Annotated in this window: 15 protein-coding genes; 14 read left to right on the top strand and 1 reads right to left on the bottom strand. The window is 64.6% G+C overall.

All coding sequences use genetic code 11. The features are described 5' to 3' along the window. Positions 1-68: 68 nt before the first annotated feature. The 8 genes from AWB70_RS31865 (at position 69) to AWB70_RS31830 (ending at position 6,518) form a co-directional block, all read left to right on the top strand. Positions 69-395 carry a YbaB/EbfC family nucleoid-associated protein gene (locus AWB70_RS31865; protein WP_014191628.1) on the top strand — a complete coding sequence of 109 codons (327 nt, stop codon included), beginning with the start codon at positions 69-71 and terminating at the stop codon, positions 393-395. A 40-nt stretch (positions 396-435) separates the two neighbouring features. Then, complete coding sequence (gene recR / locus AWB70_RS31860; RefSeq protein WP_053568343.1) at positions 436-1,032, top strand: recombination mediator RecR; 597 nt, start codon at positions 436-438, stop codon at positions 1,030-1,032. Positions 1,033-1,045: 13 nt separating this feature from the next. After that, positions 1,046-1,270, top strand: coding sequence for a DUF1653 domain-containing protein (locus AWB70_RS31855; protein ID WP_045450705.1), 225 nt, complete (start codon positions 1,046-1,048; stop codon positions 1,268-1,270). A gap of 29 nt (positions 1,271-1,299) precedes the next feature. Continuing rightward, entirely contained in the window at positions 1,300-2,505 is a 1,206-nt protein-coding gene (locus tag AWB70_RS31850; protein ID WP_053568342.1) for a CaiB/BaiF CoA transferase family protein, read from the top strand. Positions 2,506-2,546: 41 nt separating this feature from the next. Then, on the top strand, positions 2,547-3,584 hold the full coding sequence (locus AWB70_RS31845) for an ABC transporter substrate-binding protein (RefSeq protein WP_053568341.1): 1,038 nt from the start codon (positions 2,547-2,549) through the stop codon (positions 3,582-3,584). 3 nt (positions 3,585-3,587) lie between these two features. Further along, on the top strand, positions 3,588-4,433 hold the full coding sequence (locus tag AWB70_RS31840) for an ABC transporter ATP-binding protein (protein WP_045450702.1): 846 nt from the start codon (positions 3,588-3,590) through the stop codon (positions 4,431-4,433). Between the two features lie 12 nt (positions 4,434-4,445). Further along, the gene (locus AWB70_RS31835) at positions 4,446-5,270 is read left to right on the top strand and encodes an ABC transporter permease (RefSeq protein WP_014191622.1); all 825 of its coding nucleotides are present in this window, start codon (positions 4,446-4,448) and stop codon (positions 5,268-5,270) included. 273 nt (positions 5,271-5,543) lie between these two features. Further along, positions 5,544-6,518 carry a glycosyltransferase family 9 protein gene (locus AWB70_RS31830; RefSeq protein WP_053568340.1) on the top strand — a complete coding sequence of 325 codons (975 nt, stop codon included), beginning with the start codon at positions 5,544-5,546 and terminating at the stop codon, positions 6,516-6,518. A 3-nt stretch (positions 6,519-6,521) separates the two neighbouring features. On the opposite strand, the gene AWB70_RS31825 is transcribed toward AWB70_RS31830, so the two are convergent. Beyond that, complete coding sequence (locus AWB70_RS31825) at positions 6,522-7,496, bottom strand: NADPH:quinone oxidoreductase family protein (RefSeq protein WP_053568339.1); 975 nt, start codon at positions 7,494-7,496, stop codon at positions 6,522-6,524. 102 nt (positions 7,497-7,598) lie between these two features. Between AWB70_RS31825 and surE the strand changes: the two genes are divergently transcribed. The 6 genes from surE to rlmD all read left to right on the top strand — a co-directional run bounded on the left by surE (position 7,599) and on the right by rlmD (position 13,804). Continuing rightward, positions 7,599-8,357: a 5'/3'-nucleotidase SurE gene (gene surE / locus AWB70_RS31820; RefSeq protein WP_014191619.1), complete on the top strand. Its 759-nt coding sequence runs from the start codon at positions 7,599-7,601 to the stop codon at positions 8,355-8,357. Beyond that, on the top strand, positions 8,354-9,424 hold the full coding sequence (locus tag AWB70_RS31815; RefSeq protein WP_053568399.1) for a protein-L-isoaspartate(D-aspartate) O-methyltransferase: 1,071 nt from the start codon (positions 8,354-8,356) through the stop codon (positions 9,422-9,424). Before surE ends, AWB70_RS31815 begins: the two co-directional genes overlap by 4 nt. Before the next feature lie 5 nt (positions 9,425-9,429). Next, positions 9,430-10,383: a peptidoglycan DD-metalloendopeptidase family protein gene (locus AWB70_RS31810; RefSeq protein ID WP_053568338.1), complete on the top strand. Its 954-nt coding sequence runs from the start codon at positions 9,430-9,432 to the stop codon at positions 10,381-10,383. A 12-nt stretch (positions 10,384-10,395) separates the two neighbouring features. Further along, positions 10,396-11,505, top strand: a complete 1,110-nt coding sequence (rpoS, locus tag AWB70_RS31805) for an RNA polymerase sigma factor RpoS (RefSeq protein ID WP_014191616.1) — start codon at positions 10,396-10,398, stop codon at positions 11,503-11,505. Positions 11,506-11,547: 42 nt separating this feature from the next. Next, positions 11,548-12,324, top strand: a complete 777-nt coding sequence (locus tag AWB70_RS31800; protein WP_053568337.1) for a 3'-5' exonuclease — start codon at positions 11,548-11,550, stop codon at positions 12,322-12,324. Between the two features lie 64 nt (positions 12,325-12,388). Further along, positions 12,389-13,804, top strand: a complete 1,416-nt coding sequence (gene rlmD / locus AWB70_RS31795) for a 23S rRNA (uracil(1939)-C(5))-methyltransferase RlmD (RefSeq protein ID WP_053568336.1) — start codon at positions 12,389-12,391, stop codon at positions 13,802-13,804. The last annotated feature ends 125 nt before the right edge of the window (positions 13,805-13,929 follow it).

The following is a 13,929-nucleotide window of genomic DNA, read 5'->3' as shown; positions in this document are numbered from 1 at the left end:
TCGAATGCCGGGCGCGTGAAGCAAACGCGCGCTCACCCGCCACACGTTTTCCAGTAAGGAGCCGAACCATGATGAAGAACCAACTCGCCGGGCTGATGAAGCAGGCTCAGCAGATGCAGGAAAACATGAAGAAGATGCAGGATCAGCTCGCGTTGATCGAGGTCGAGGGCCAGTCCGGCGCCGGTCTCGTGAAGGTGACGATGACCTGCAAGAACGACGTCAAGCGCGTGTCGATCGACCCGAGCCTGCTCGCCGACGACAAGGACATGCTGGAAGACCTCGTCGCCGCCGCGTTCAACGACGCCGTGCGCAAGGCCGAGGCCACCACGCAGGAAAAGATGAGCGGCATGACGGCCGGCATGCCGATGCCGCCGGGCTTCAAGCTGCCGTTCTAAATCAGCGCGCCGGAGCGATTCCGGCGTGTCATGAGGACACATGAAACAACCTTCCGCTTTGTCGGCGCTCGTGGAAGCGCTGCGCGCGCTGCCCGGCGTCGGACCGAAATCGGCGCAGCGCATGGCGTACCACCTGATGCAGCACGACCGCGCGGGCGCCGAGAAGCTCGGCGCGTCGCTGCTGTTCGCGACCGAGCATCTCAAGCACTGCGAGAAGTGCAACACCTTCACGGAAAGCGAAATCTGCGAAGTCTGCCTCGACGAGGAACGCGATCCGAGCTTGCTGTGCGTCGTCGAGACGCCCGCCGATCAGATCATGCTCGAACAGACGCTCACGTATCGCGGGCTCTATTTCGTGCTGATGGGGCGGCTGAGCCCGCTCGACGGCATCGGTCCGAAGGAAATCCACTTCGAGCGTCTCATCAGCCGCGCGCTCGACGGCATCGTGGAGGAAGTGGTGCTCGCCACCAACTTCACCAACGAAGGCGAGGCGACCGCGCACTATCTCGCGCAGACATTGAAGAGCAAGGGCCTGAAGGTGACGCGGCTCGCGCGCGGCGTGCCTGTGGGCGGCGAGCTCGAATACGTCGATGCGGGCACCATCGCGCGCGCGGTGCTCGATAGGCGCTCCGTTTAAAGGATTCGAACCGATGACAGAAACCGAAGCCCTCGCGCTCGCGACGCATCGCCATTACAAGGGCGGGTTGTATCGCGTGATCGGCGTGGCGCGCCACTCGGAGACCGAGGAAGCGATGATCGTCTACGAGCATCTCTGGCCGCATGATCGCGGCCTGTGGGTGCGTCCGGCGGCGATGTTCAACGAGACGCTCGCCGACGGCACGCCGCGCTTCAAGCCGCTCGACATTCCGCTGTAAAAAGACCGGCAAAAAAAGGAGACGCAACCATGAACGCAACGACGGGACCACTCGCCGGCGTCAAGGTTCTGGAACTGGGCACGCTCATCGCCGGCCCGTTCGCCGCGCGCTTCATGGGCGAATTCGGCGCGGACGTCATCAAGATCGAAGATCCGAACGGCGGCGATCCGTTGCGCAAATGGCGCAAGCTGTATCCCGAAGTGGGCGGCACGTCACTGTGGTGGGCGGTGCAGGCGCGCAACAAGAAGTCGGTGACGGTGAATCTCAAGGCCGAAGAGGGCAAAGAGATCGTCCGGCAGCTCGCGAAGGAAGCCGATATCGTCATCGAGAACTTCCGGCCCGGTTTGCTCGAGAAGCTCGGGCTCGGTTACGAAGTGCTCTCCGCGGAAAATCCCGGCCTCGTGATGGTGCGGCTCTCGGGCTATGGGCAGACGGGCCCGTATCGCGATCGGCCGGGCTTCGGCGCGATCGCCGAATCGATGGGCGGGCTGCGTCACATCACGGGCTATCCGGATTTGCCGCCGCCGCGCATCGGCATCTCGATCGGCGATTCGATCGCGGCGCTGCATGGCGTGATCGGCGGGATGATGGCGCTGCATCACGTGCGCGTGAACGGCGGCAAGGGGCAGGTCGTCGACGTCGCGCTGTACGAAGCCGTCTTCAACATGATGGAAAGCGTCGTGCCCGAGTACGGCGTGTACGGCATGGTGCGCGAGCGCACGGGCGCGTCGCTGCCGGGCATCGTGCCGTCGAACACGTATCCGTGCCGCGATGGCAGCATCGTGATCGGCGGCAACAGCGACCCGATCTTCAAGCGCCTGATGAACGCGATCGACCGCGCGGATCTCGCCGACGATCCCGCGCTCGCCTCGAACGACGGCCGCGTGCCGCGCACGCAGGAAATCGATGACGCCATCGCCGCGTGGCTCGCGACGCGCAGCATCGACGAGGCGCTCGCCGTGCTCAACGCCGTCGATGTGCCCGCGGGCCGCATCTACAGCGTCGCGGACATGTTCACCGATCCGCAATACATCGCGCGCCAGATGTTGCAACGTTTCCCGTGGCAGGACGGCCGCGAGATCGCGCTGCCGAATGTCACGCCGAAGCTCTCGGAAACGCCGGGAGAAACGCGCTGGCTCGGCCCGCAACTCGGTGAACACACGGATGAAGTACTTCAGACGCTCGGGTATGATGCCGACCATATTGCGCGGCTGCGGGCTGCCAAAGTGATCTAGCGCGCTCGCAGACAACAAAAATTTCGAAGGAGACGAAGACGATGAAACGCAGAACGTTCATCGCGAGCGGCGCCGTGCTCGCAGGTGGAGCTTGGTCGGCCATGCCGCTCGCGTTCGCACAGAACAAGCCGGAACAGGCCAAGGTATCGATCGCGGTCGGCGGCAAGAATCTCTTCTACTATCTGCCGCTCACCATCGCGGAGCGCCGCAATTACTTCAAGGACGAAGGGCTCGAAGTCGAGATCGCGGATTTTGCGGGCGGCGCGAAGGCGCTGCAGGCGGCGGTCGGCGGCAGCGCGGATGTCGTGTCGGGCGCGTTCGAGCACACGCTTTTGCTTCAGGCGAAGAATCAGTATTTCCGCGAGTTCGTGCTGCAAGGGCGCGCGCCGCAGATCGTGCTCGCCGTGTCGAAGAAAACGATGCCGAACTACAAGTCGGTCGCGGATCTGAAGGGCAAGAAGATCGGCGTGACGGCGCCGGGCTCGTCGACGTCGATCATGGCGGGCTTCGTGCTGGCGCAGGCCGGGCTGAAGGCGACCGATGTGTCGTTCATCGGCGTGGGCGCGGGGGCGGGCGCGATCGCCGCGCTGCAATCCGGGCAGATCGACGCGATCGCCAACCTCGATCCGGTGATGACCAAGCTCGACCGCGCGGGCGATATCCGGATCGTGTCGGACACGCGCACGCTCGCGGATACCGTCAAGGTGTTTGGCGGCAACATGCCGGCGGGTTGCCTGTACGCATCGCAAAGCTTCATCACGAAGAATCCGAACACGACGCAGGCGCTCACCAACGCCATGGTGCGCGCGTTGAAATGGCTGCAGAGCGCATCGGGCAAGGACCTCATTTCGACGGTGCCGGAAAGCTATCTGCTCGGCGATCGCGCGCTGTATCTCGATTCCTGGCAGCACGTCAAGGAAGCGCTGTCGCCCGACGGCCTGATGCCCGCCGATGGCCCCGCGACGTCGCTCAAGACGCTGCAGGCCTTCGACGAAACCGTGAAGGGCAAGCCGATCGACCTGTCGAAGACGTGGACCAACGACTTCGTGAAGAAGGCGCTTGCCAACGTCAAGGTCTGATCGATGAACGCGCCATCGACTCATGCTTCAGCGACTCACGCGCTCGCGCTGGACGACGTCACCTGCACGTTCGCCTCGCGCGAGAGCCGCAAGGACCGTTACACGGCGGTGCGCAATACGACGCTCGGCATCGCGCCCGGTGAATTCGTCTCCGTGGTCGGGCCGACCGGCTGCGGCAAGTCCACGCTGCTCAACGTATCGGCGGGGTTGCTCGAGCCGTCATCCGGGAGCGTGAGCGTCTTCGGCGAAAAGCTCACGGGCATCAACCGGCGCGCGGGCTACATGTTTCAGGCCGACGCGCTGATGCCGTGGCGCTCCGCGCTCGACAACGTGACGGCCGGCCTCGTATTTCAGGGCGTGTCGAAGCAGGAAGCCGATGCGCGCGGCGAAGAGTGGTTGAAGCGCGTGGGCCTCGGCGGCTTCGGCGACCGTTACCCGCATCAACTGTCGGGCGGCATGAGAAAGCGCGTCGCGATGGCGCAAACGCTGATTCTCGATCCCGACATTATCCTGATGGACGAGCCGTTCTCCGCGCTCGACATCCAGACGCGTCAACTGATGGAAAACGAACTGCTCGATTTATGGGCGGCCAAGCGCAAGGCGGTGCTTTTCATCACGCACGATCTGGATGAGGCGATCTCGATGTCCGACCGCGTGGTCGTGCTGTCGGCGGGGCCGGGCACGCACCCGATCGGCGAATTCGCGATCGATCTGCCGCGCCCGCGCGATGTCGCCGAGATCCGCTCGCATCCGCGCTTCGTCGAACTGCATGCGCAGATCTGGGGCGTGCTGCGCGAGGAAGTGTTGAAGGGCTATCAGCAGCAACTGAAGCCCGCCGCCGCCGAATAAGACGAGTCGACCATGTGGAACAAGCTGCGCCCGAATCGGGGCAATCTCATCGTGTGGCAATGGCTGCTGCTGCTCGCGTGTTTCGTGTTGTGGTACGCGCTGACGAGCCCGACGCTCCTGCCGCCTTTCTATTTCGATGACGCCAACAAGGCCGCGTTCTTCTTCGGCGAGCCGCAGAAGGTGCTCGTGCGCATCTGGGAGTGGTTCACGAGCGGCGAGATTTACATCCACCTCTGGGTGACGCTGATCGAAACGGTGCTCGCGTTCGTGATCGGCACGGTGTTCGGCCTGGGCGTCGGCCTCTGGCTCGCGCTCGCACCGACGACGAGCGCGCTGCTCGATCCCTACATCAAGGCCGCCAATTCGATGCCGCGCGTGATTCTCGCGCCGATCTTCGCCGTGTGGTTCGGGCTCGGCATCTGGTCGAAAGTCGCGCTCGGCGTGACGCTCGTGTTTTTCATCGTGTTCTTCAACGTCTATCAGGGCGTGAAGGAAGTGAGCCCGGTCGTGCTCGCGAACGCGCGCATGCTCGGCGCGAACCGCAAGCAACTGCTGCGCTTCGTCTATCTGCCGAGCGCGACGAGCTGGGTGTTTTCCAGCTTGCATACGTCGGTGGGGCTGGCCTTCGTCGGCTCGGTGGTCGGCGAATATCTCGGATCGGCGCGCGGCGTCGGCTATCTGATCCTTCAGGCCGAAGGCACCTTCGACATCAACACGGTCTTCGCCGGCATTCTCGTGCTGACGGCTTTCGCGCTCGTGCTCGACGGCCTCGTCGCGCTGGTCGAGCGGCGCCTCATGCGGTGGCAGCCGAAAACCGGCGAGACGGAAAAGCTCTGACGGGAGCGGCCCGGCGCGCTGCCGGCGTGCTCGTGACAAAACGCGTCAGACCGGTTTCGGATGAATCGGTTATGGTCATGCGCGGCTGATAGCTTTATCATGCTGCGCTATTCCTGCGCCGCGCGACGCGGGTCCGCTGGCCAGGCGGCGTGACCCGCCGGAGCCGGCGTCGAAGCACATCAAGCCGTCACGCAACCGGGGCGACACTCTGAATCCGGTGCGACCGCGCGCCATCGGCGCGGCGCTCGTCCGCGCGATTCCGCGAGAACAAGAATGAATTTGCGAATTGACAGTTCGATTGCGGTGGCGCTGCCATCGCCGATCGGTGACAGCCTCATCGGGCTCGTCCTCGTCAACAATCTCATCCGCAACGGTTATCGGCCCGTCGTGTTCGGCTGGGTCGCCGAGCATCTTGCGGATTGGTTTCCCCATGTCACCGTGGGACAGGCCGATGCCTGGCAGGGCGCGTTCGATACCGTGATCGAACTGCTGCCGACCGGCTATGCATCGGCACTGAGCCGCTCCGGCGAAACCTTGTGTGTCTCGACGCTGCCCGAATATCGCGGCTCGAAGCATATGGTGGACCGTGCCGCCGAGGTCGCGACGAAAGTACTCGGCCTGCGTGACGTCACGCGCGAGAACGGTCTCGTCGTTCCGGCAGGCGTCGTGAAAGGGCGCTTCGCCAATCGCGTCGCCATTCATCCCACGGGAAGCCATCCCGAAAAGATGTGGGGCCGCAAGAAGTTTCTGGGGCTCGCGCGCGGACTCACGCATCGCCGCTGGCAACCGAGTTTTCTCGTCGCGCCTGCCGAGTTCGGCGTCTGGGGCGATCTCGCGGAAGAAGGATGGGAGGTCAACGCGCTGCCGAAGCTGGGCGAAGTCGCGACGTGGATCGCCGAGTCGTCCTGGTTCATCGGCAACGATTCCGGGCTCGGGCATCTCGCGTCCGCCATCGGCGTGCCGACCTTGTCACTTTTCATGCGTCAGGGCCTCGCGCGCTCCTGGCGTCCCGGCTGGGGGCCGGGCGCCGTCGTGCTGCCGCTTACGGTGCTGCCGTTCGGCGCGCTTAGGGAGCGGCTATGGCAACGCATGCTGACGGTGCGGCGCGTGCTGGCGGCTTTTCAGACGCTGCACGATACGCACGCGCGCGCGCAGCATCATTTCGCCGCCGCCGATTTCACCGACGCGGCATCGCCGCCGGCCGCGCGCATCGGCATGCTGCCCGGCGCGCAATCGCGGCGCCTTTAGTGCTTACGGCTCGATGACGACCTTGCCGGTCACGCGGCGGTTCATCATGTCGTCGAGCGCTTGCGGCGTTTCATCGAGCGAATAGCGCTTCGTCACGACGGGCCGCAACTTGCCCGCCTTGATCCAGTCGACCATCGTCGTGAACTCGCGATCGGCGAGGGCGTGTTCGCGCTGCATGTGACCGCCCCAGAACACGCCGACGATGCTCGCGCCTTTCAACAGCGCGAGATTGAGCGGCAGCTTCGGAATCTCGCCGTTCGCGAAGCCGACGACCAGATACCGCCCGCGCCAGCCGATGCTGCGAAACGCGGGCTCCGCATACGCGCCGCCGACCGGATCGAAAATCACATCCGGACCGTTGCCGTCCGTCAGCATCTTGATGCGCTCGCGCAGATCTTCTTTCGCGTAATCGATGATGTCATCCGCGCCATGTTCGCGACAGAAGGCGAGCTTCTCCGCGCTCGACGCCGCCGCGATCACGCGCGCGCCGACGATCTTGCCGATCTGGATCGCCGCCATGCCGACACCGCCCGCGGCACCAAGCACGAGCAGTGTCTCGCCCGCCCGCAACGCGCCGCGATCCACGAGCGCGTGATACGCGGTGCCGTAGGCGAGCGTGAACGCGGCGGCTTCGGCGAGATCGACGTCATCGGGCAGCGCGATGCAGGCCGCTTCCTTCGCGCGCGCCTGTTCGGCAAACGCGCCCTGCGCCGTGTAGGCGGCGACGCGCATGCCGGGCGCAAGGCGCGTGACGCCCGCGCCCACTTCGCGCACGACGCCCGCGAACTCCGCGCCGGGCGTAAACGGCAGCGGCGGCTTGAACTGATACTTGTTCTGGATGATGAGCACGTCGGGGAAATTCACGCTCGCCGCTTTCACGTCGATGACAACTTCGCCGGCTTGCGGATGCAGGTCGGGCAGCGTTTCGATGGAAAGCGTATCGGGCAATCCGTGTTCGTTGCATCTGACGGCGCGCATGTCTTCTCCTCGTTGAAGTGGCCTCAGTGTAGGGCAGGGAAGGCGTTCGAGGCGAGCTTGCGAGTCGTCGTCGCGCCATGTTTCCTCGGTTACAATCGTCGGATGCGAATCCTACTCAGCAACGACGACGGTTATCTGGCACGCGGCATCAATGAGCTGCATGGCGTCCTGCAGCCGCTCGGCGAAGTGACCGTGATGGCGCCCGAGCAAAATTGCAGCGGCTCCTCCAACTCGCTTACGCTGTCGCGGCCCTTGAGCGTTCATCAGGCGCCGAACGGTTTCAACTTCGTGAACGGTACGCCGACCGATTCCGTGCACATCGCGCTCACCGGCATGCTCGAACATCAGCCGGATCTCGTCGTGTCCGGCATCAACAACGGGCAGAACGTCGGCGAGGACACGCTGTATTCGGGCACCGTCGCGGCCGCCACCGAAGGCTTCATGTTCGGCATACCGGCAATCGCGTTCTCGCTCGTCGGCCGCGACTGGCTGCATCTCGAAGACGCCGCGCGCGTCGCCGCCGAGATCGTCGCGCATTTCCTCGAACATCCAATGCCGGGCCATCCGTTGCTGAACGTGAATATCCCGAGCCTGCCTTACGACCAACTGCGCGAATGGAAAGTGACGCGCCTCGGCAAGCGTCATCCTTCGCAGCCGGTCATTCGCCAGAGCGATCCGCGCGGCAACCCGATCTACTGGATCGGCCCGTCCGGCGACGCGCTCGACGCGAGCGAAGGCACCGATTTTCACGCGGTCGCGAACGGCTTCGTGTCGATCACGCCGCTGCAGCTCGACCTGACGCATACGAAGCTCATGGCCGAGACGCGCGAATGGGCGCGCGCCGGGAGCGGCCGCACATGACCGACGAGCGCGCCAAGCGCTTTCCGCTGGCGCTCGCGGATCTGGTTCGCGAACGGCGCTCGCCCACGGCCCGCGTGCAGGACGCGCGCGGCAGGCAAGGCGGCGCGGCCACGCTCAAGGCAGCGACGCCCCAAGCGGCGAAACCCGGGCCCGCGCGCGCGGCGAACGCGGCGATGAAAAATCCGGCGACGGCTGCCGCCTCCGCCACGCCGGCCACGTCCGTCTTTCCCGTGCGTTCCGGCGTCAAGCCCGCGGCGAATGCGAAACCGGTTCCGGGTGCGAACAAGAGCGCCGCGCAAACGCATCACGCGCCGCGCGCGAGCGCATTGCGCGCCGCGCCGCGGCCTGCCGAGCGCGCCCCGAACGCCGCCGCGGCCGCCACCCGAAAGGGCGCGCCGAACGTCGCGCTCGCGAGCACGCAGACGCTCGCCTCGGAACGGGTGCGCGAGCGCATGGTCGAACGGCTGCGCGCCAATGGCGTGACTGATGCGCGCGTGCTGAACGCGATGTCCGTGGTGCCGCGCCACATGTTCGTCGATCCGGGGCTCGCCGCGCAGGCTTACGAAGATGCCGCGTTGCCCATCGGCCATCACCAGACCATCTCCAAGCCGTCCGTCGTGGCGCGCATGATCGAACTGGTCGCGGCCGGGCGCACGCTCGCCAAGGTGCTGGAGATCGGCACCGGCTGCGGTTATCAGGCGGCGGTGCTGTCGCAGGTCGCCACCGAGGTTTATTCGATCGAGCGCGTGCGCCCGCTGTCGGAGCGCGCGAAGCTCAACCTTCGGCCGCTGCGCGTGCCGAACATCAGACTGCATTACGGCGACGGCCGCCTGGGCTTGCCCGCGGCCGCGCCGTTCGACGCGATCGTGATCGCCTGCGCCGGCCTCGACGTGCCGCAAGCCTTGCTCGATCAACTGGCGGTGGGCGGCAAGCTCGTCGCACCGGTCGGCTCGCAGGCCGCGCAGTCGCAAGTGCTCACGCTCGTGACGCGCGTGTCGGCCACGCAATGGCGTGAAGAGCAGCTCGATCGCGTTTTCTTTGTACCCTTAAAATCCGGAGTGATTTGAAACCGATGAGTATCCTGCGTGCTTTGCGAGTAGAAAGTGCGGACCAGCGCCTGAGCGTCGTGCAGCGCGGCGTGTGCGTGCTGGCGTTGTCCGCGCTGGCGGCGTGTTCGACGCGCATGGACATGGCGCCGGTCGTCGACCGAACGGGCGCGCCCATCGGCACTACCGCGGCGCAGACGCCGGACAACGGTCCGCCGCCGCCGGGTTATTACCGCGTAAAACCGGGCGACACCCTATATCGGATCGCACTGGAAAACGGTCAGAATTATCACGACATCGCAGCGTGGAATAACCTGACCAACCCGAACCAGATCGAAGTCGGCCAGTTGATGCGCGTGGCGCCTCCGGGCGCGAACGTCGCGGCGGCGACGCCCGGTGTGGCGACCGCGCCGATCGTGGGCGGCGGCGTGCAGGCGCAGCCGCTCAACGGCGCGAACACCTACGCCGCGCCGCAGCCGGGCGCGACGGCGCAGCCGCCGTATTACGGTCCGAATTCGGGCATGGGCGCGGCGCCGGGAGCGACTGCGGGCGCGGCGGCGGGCATGGCATCGGGCGTTCCGGGCGCGGGTGCAGACGCGACGGCGCCGGCGGCTCAGCCGGCGTTCATCTGGCCGGCGCGCGGGCCGATTCTCGGCACGTTCAGCGAAGCGAGCAACAAGGGTTTGAATATTGGCGGTGCGGCGGGAGATGCAGTCAACGCCTCGGCGGATGGCCGAGTGGTTTACTCCGGAAATGGGCTGCGCGGCTACGGCAATCTCATTATCATCAAACACGACGCGACTTTTCTGACAGCGTACGCACATAACCGTGCTTTGATGGTAAAAGAAGGAGACGCGGTAACTAAAGGGCAGAAGATCGCTGAGATGGGGAACAGCGATTCGGACCGCGTGATGTTGCATTTCGAAGTTCGCCGGCAGGGAAAACCTGTTGACCCACTGAAGTATTTGCCGCCGCAATAAAGCGAAACCATCATGCCAAAAACGAAGCGCCGCCTGCCGCAAGCCGAGACTGAGACGATCAGCCGACCTTTGCAAGTGTCGGTGGAAGACGGTGCTTCGACTCATGACGACGAAATCGAAAACGTCGACGTCGATATCGATTCGGAATCCGATTCCGAAGAAGAGCGCGGCAGCCGGGGAAAGGGCAGTGACGAAGCGGGTGAGAGCGCAAACGATTCCCCTCCGGACGCCGACGATTTCCGCTCGCTGCTGCAGGCCGAACTCACGGCCGACACCATTCAGCATTACCTGAACCGCATCAGCGTGAAGCCGCTGCTCACCGTCGAGGAAGAGCAGCGCTATTCGCGGCTCGCGAAGGCGGGCGAGTTCGAGGCGCGTCAGGTCATGATCGAGCGCAATTTGCGGCTCGTCGTCAGTATCGCGAAGGGTTATCTGAATCGCGGCGTGCCGCTGCTCGATCTGATCGAGGAAGGCAATCTCGGTCTCATGCATGCGATCGAAAAGTTCGACCCGACACGCGGTTTCCGTTTTTCGACCTATGCCACCTGGTGGATTCGCCAGAGCATCGAGCGCGCGATCATGAATCAGGCGCGCACGGTGCGCCTGCCGGTGCACGTGATCCGCGAACTCAATCAAGTGCTGCGCGCGAAGCGCCACATCGAGAAGAATTCCGCCAATTCCACGGACAGCGTCGCGCCCGAGCGCCGCGACGCGAGCATCGACGACATCGCGTATCTCACAGGCAAGACGCCCGAGGAAGTCACCGATATCCTCGCGCTCAACGAGCACACCGCTTCGCTCGACGCGCCGCTCGACCTCGACCCGGGCAGCAGCCTGCTCGATCTGCTTTCCGACGACCAGAGCCAGTCGCCCGACGCGGAAGTGCAGCATCGCGAGCTCGAATCGCTTACGCGCCTGTGGCTCTCGCGTTTGTCCGATAAACACCGGCATGTGATCGAACGGCGCTTCGGGTTGAACCATATCGAGCCCGCGACGCTCGAAGAGCTCGCCGACGAGATGGGCCTCACGCGCGAGCGTGTGCGCCAGATCCAGCAAGAGGCGCTCGTGCGGCTCAAGCGCTTTTTCGCCTCCAACGGCGTTCGTAAGGACGCCGTGCTTTAACGCTTTGGCGGCGCCCGAAAGGGCGTCGCGTTCCAGGATTCAATGACACCGATTCTCGTTTTCGACATCGAGACGATCCCCGATGTCGACGGCATTCGCCGTCTCGAAGATTTGCCCGACGATCTTTCCGACCGCGAGGTGGCCGAACACGCGTTCGAAGCGCGCCGCGAGCGCGTCGGCAACGATTTCCTGCCGCACCATCTGCAGCGCGTCGCGGCGATTTCCTGCGTGTTCCGCGACAACGCCGGCTTTCGCGTGCGCTCGCTCGGCACGCCCGGCGACGGCGAGGCGGCGCTGATTCAATCGTTCTATCGCGTGATCGAAAAGTACACGCCGCAACTCGTGTCGTGGAACGGCGGCGGCTTCGATCTGCCCGTGCTGCATTACCGCGCGCTGGTGCACGGCATCGCCGCGCCGCGATACTGGGATCTCGGACAGGACGACCGCGAGTTCAAGTTCAACAATTACATCAGCCGCTATCACATGCGTCACATCGACCTGATGGACGTACTCGCGATGTACCAGGCGCGCGCCAACGCGCCGCTCGATGCGCTCGCGAAGCTGTGCGGCTTTCCCGGCAAGCTCGGCATGGACGGCGGCAAGGTATGGGACGCGTACTGTGACGGCCAGCTGGACGAAATCCGCAACTATTGCGAGACGGACGTCGTCAACACGTACTTAATGTATTGCCGCTTCCAGATGATGCGTGGCGGCTTCACGCCCGACGAGTATGCTGACGAAATCAACTTCGTGAAAAACGCGCTCGCGCAGGAAACGTCGCCGCACTGGGCCGAGTATCTGGCGGCATTCGGGAAGTAAGCGCGGCGCCGGGGTGACGTTCGTCTACAATCTCGCCTTCAATCGTTAGCCAGGAAGTACGCAGGTGTCTGAAGCCGCTCGAAAAACTTCGCATCGCCGCCGCGCCGCGCCGGCGAAATTCGTCACGCCCGATCCCGATTTCGTCGCGCCCGAGCTGGAAATCGAGTCGCTCGATATGGAAGCGCGCGGCGTCGGCCGCACGGTCAACGAGGACGGCGAGCCGGGCAAGGTCATTTTCGTCGAAGGCGCGCTGCCGGGCGAGCGGGTCAGCTATTCGAGCTATCGCAAGAAACCGAGCTTCGAGCAGGCGCAAGTGGTCAAAGTGCTCCGCGAAAGCGTGATCCGCGCGAAGCCGAGGTGCCAGTTTTTCGGCATCTGCGGCGGCTGCTCGATGCAGCATCTCGACGTGCTCGCGCAGATCGCGGTCAAGCAGCGCGTGCTCGAAGACAGTCTGCAGCATCTGTCGAAGCTGCGCGCGGAGACGATGTTCCGGCCGATTCACGGGCCGTCGTGGGGCTATCGCTATCGCGCGCGCCTCACGGTGCGGCACGTCGAAAAGAAGGGCGGCGTGCTGGTCGGGTTTCATGAGCGCAAGAGCAGCTACGTCGCGGACATGACGAGCTGCGAAGTGCTGCCGCCGCATGTGTCCGCGATGCTCGTGCCGCTGCGTCATCTGGTGGCCGGCTTGTCGATCCGCGATCGCATGCCGCAGATCGAACTCGCGGTCGGCTCCGACGTGACCGCGCTCGTGCTGCGCATTCTCGAACCGCTGACGGAGGCCGACGAAGCCCTGATCCGCGCATTCGCCGACGAGCATGACGTCCAGTTCTGGCTCCAGCCGAAGGGCCCGGACACGGTGTATCCGTTTTATCCGCTCGATCGCGAACTGGCGTACACGCTGCCGGAATTCGATATCCGCATGCCGTTCAAGCCGACCGATTTCACGCAGGTGAATCATCAGATCAATCGTGTGCTGGTGAGCCGGGCGCTGAGCCTGCTCGCACCCGAAAGCTCGGACCGCGTGCTCGATCTTTTCTGCGGCATCGGCAATTTCACGCTGCCGCTCGCGCGGGTGTCGCGCGAAGTCGTGGGTATCGAGGGCAGCGAGGCGCTGACCGCGCGTGCGCTGGAAAACGCGAAGGCGAATGGCGTCGATGCGCACACGTCGTTCGCGTGCCGCAATCTTTTCGAAGTCACCGCCGACGATCTGCGCGCGCTCGGCGCTTTCGACAAGTTCCTGATCGATCCGCCGCGCGAAGGCGCGCTCGCCGTCTCGAAGGCGCTCGCGGACATCGCGCAAAGCGGCGACGGGCCGTTGCCCGAACGCATCGTGTATGTATCGTGCAATCCGGCGACCCTCGCGCGCGACGCAGGCCTCCTCGTGCATGAAGCCGGGTACCGCATGAAGGGCGCGGGCGTGGTGAACATGTTTCCGCACACGTCGCACGTCGAGTCGATTGCGTTGTTCGAGCGCGGCTGATCCGGCTGCGGCATTTTGCAGGCAAAAAAAACCGGCCCGAAGGCCGGTTCAGACTGCTGACAAAGCCCTGGCTCTTGCCAGGGCTTTGTCGTTAAATGAGCGCCATGCTCAAGAAACCGACGCCT

Source organism: Caballeronia cordobensis (assembly GCF_001544575.2).
In the GTDB taxonomy this organism is placed as follows: domain Bacteria; phylum Pseudomonadota; class Gammaproteobacteria; order Burkholderiales; family Burkholderiaceae; genus Caballeronia; species Caballeronia cordobensis.
This window is presented reverse-complemented; position numbering and strand designations above follow the sequence as displayed.

Coding starts and splice junctions, on each gene's coding strand:
- AWB70_RS31845 (WP_053568341.1), top strand. CDS start 2,547: ATGAAACGCAGAACGTTCATCGCGAGCGGCGCCGTGCTCGCAGGTGGA.
- AWB70_RS31850 (WP_053568342.1), top strand. CDS start 1,300: ATGAACGCAACGACGGGACCACTCGCCGGCGTCAAGGTTCTGGAACTG.
- AWB70_RS31825 (WP_053568339.1), bottom strand. CDS start 7,496: ATGCGCGCCGTCAGATGCAACGAACACGGATTGCCCGATACGCTTTCC.
- AWB70_RS31855 (WP_045450705.1), top strand. CDS start 1,046: ATGACAGAAACCGAAGCCCTCGCGCTCGCGACGCATCGCCATTACAAG.
- AWB70_RS31815 (WP_053568399.1), top strand. CDS start 8,354: ATGACCGACGAGCGCGCCAAGCGCTTTCCGCTGGCGCTCGCGGATCTG.
- AWB70_RS31830 (WP_053568340.1), top strand. CDS start 5,544: ATGAATTTGCGAATTGACAGTTCGATTGCGGTGGCGCTGCCATCGCCG.
- AWB70_RS31810 (WP_053568338.1), top strand. CDS start 9,430: ATGAGTATCCTGCGTGCTTTGCGAGTAGAAAGTGCGGACCAGCGCCTG.
- recR (WP_053568343.1), top strand. CDS start 436: ATGAAACAACCTTCCGCTTTGTCGGCGCTCGTGGAAGCGCTGCGCGCG.
- AWB70_RS31835 (WP_014191622.1), top strand. CDS start 4,446: ATGTGGAACAAGCTGCGCCCGAATCGGGGCAATCTCATCGTGTGGCAA.
- AWB70_RS31800 (WP_053568337.1), top strand. CDS start 11,548: ATGACACCGATTCTCGTTTTCGACATCGAGACGATCCCCGATGTCGAC.
- surE (WP_014191619.1), top strand. CDS start 7,599: ATGCGAATCCTACTCAGCAACGACGACGGTTATCTGGCACGCGGCATC.
- rpoS (WP_014191616.1), top strand. CDS start 10,396: ATGCCAAAAACGAAGCGCCGCCTGCCGCAAGCCGAGACTGAGACGATC.
- AWB70_RS31840 (WP_045450702.1), top strand. CDS start 3,588: ATGAACGCGCCATCGACTCATGCTTCAGCGACTCACGCGCTCGCGCTG.
- AWB70_RS31865 (WP_014191628.1), top strand. CDS start 69: ATGATGAAGAACCAACTCGCCGGGCTGATGAAGCAGGCTCAGCAGATG.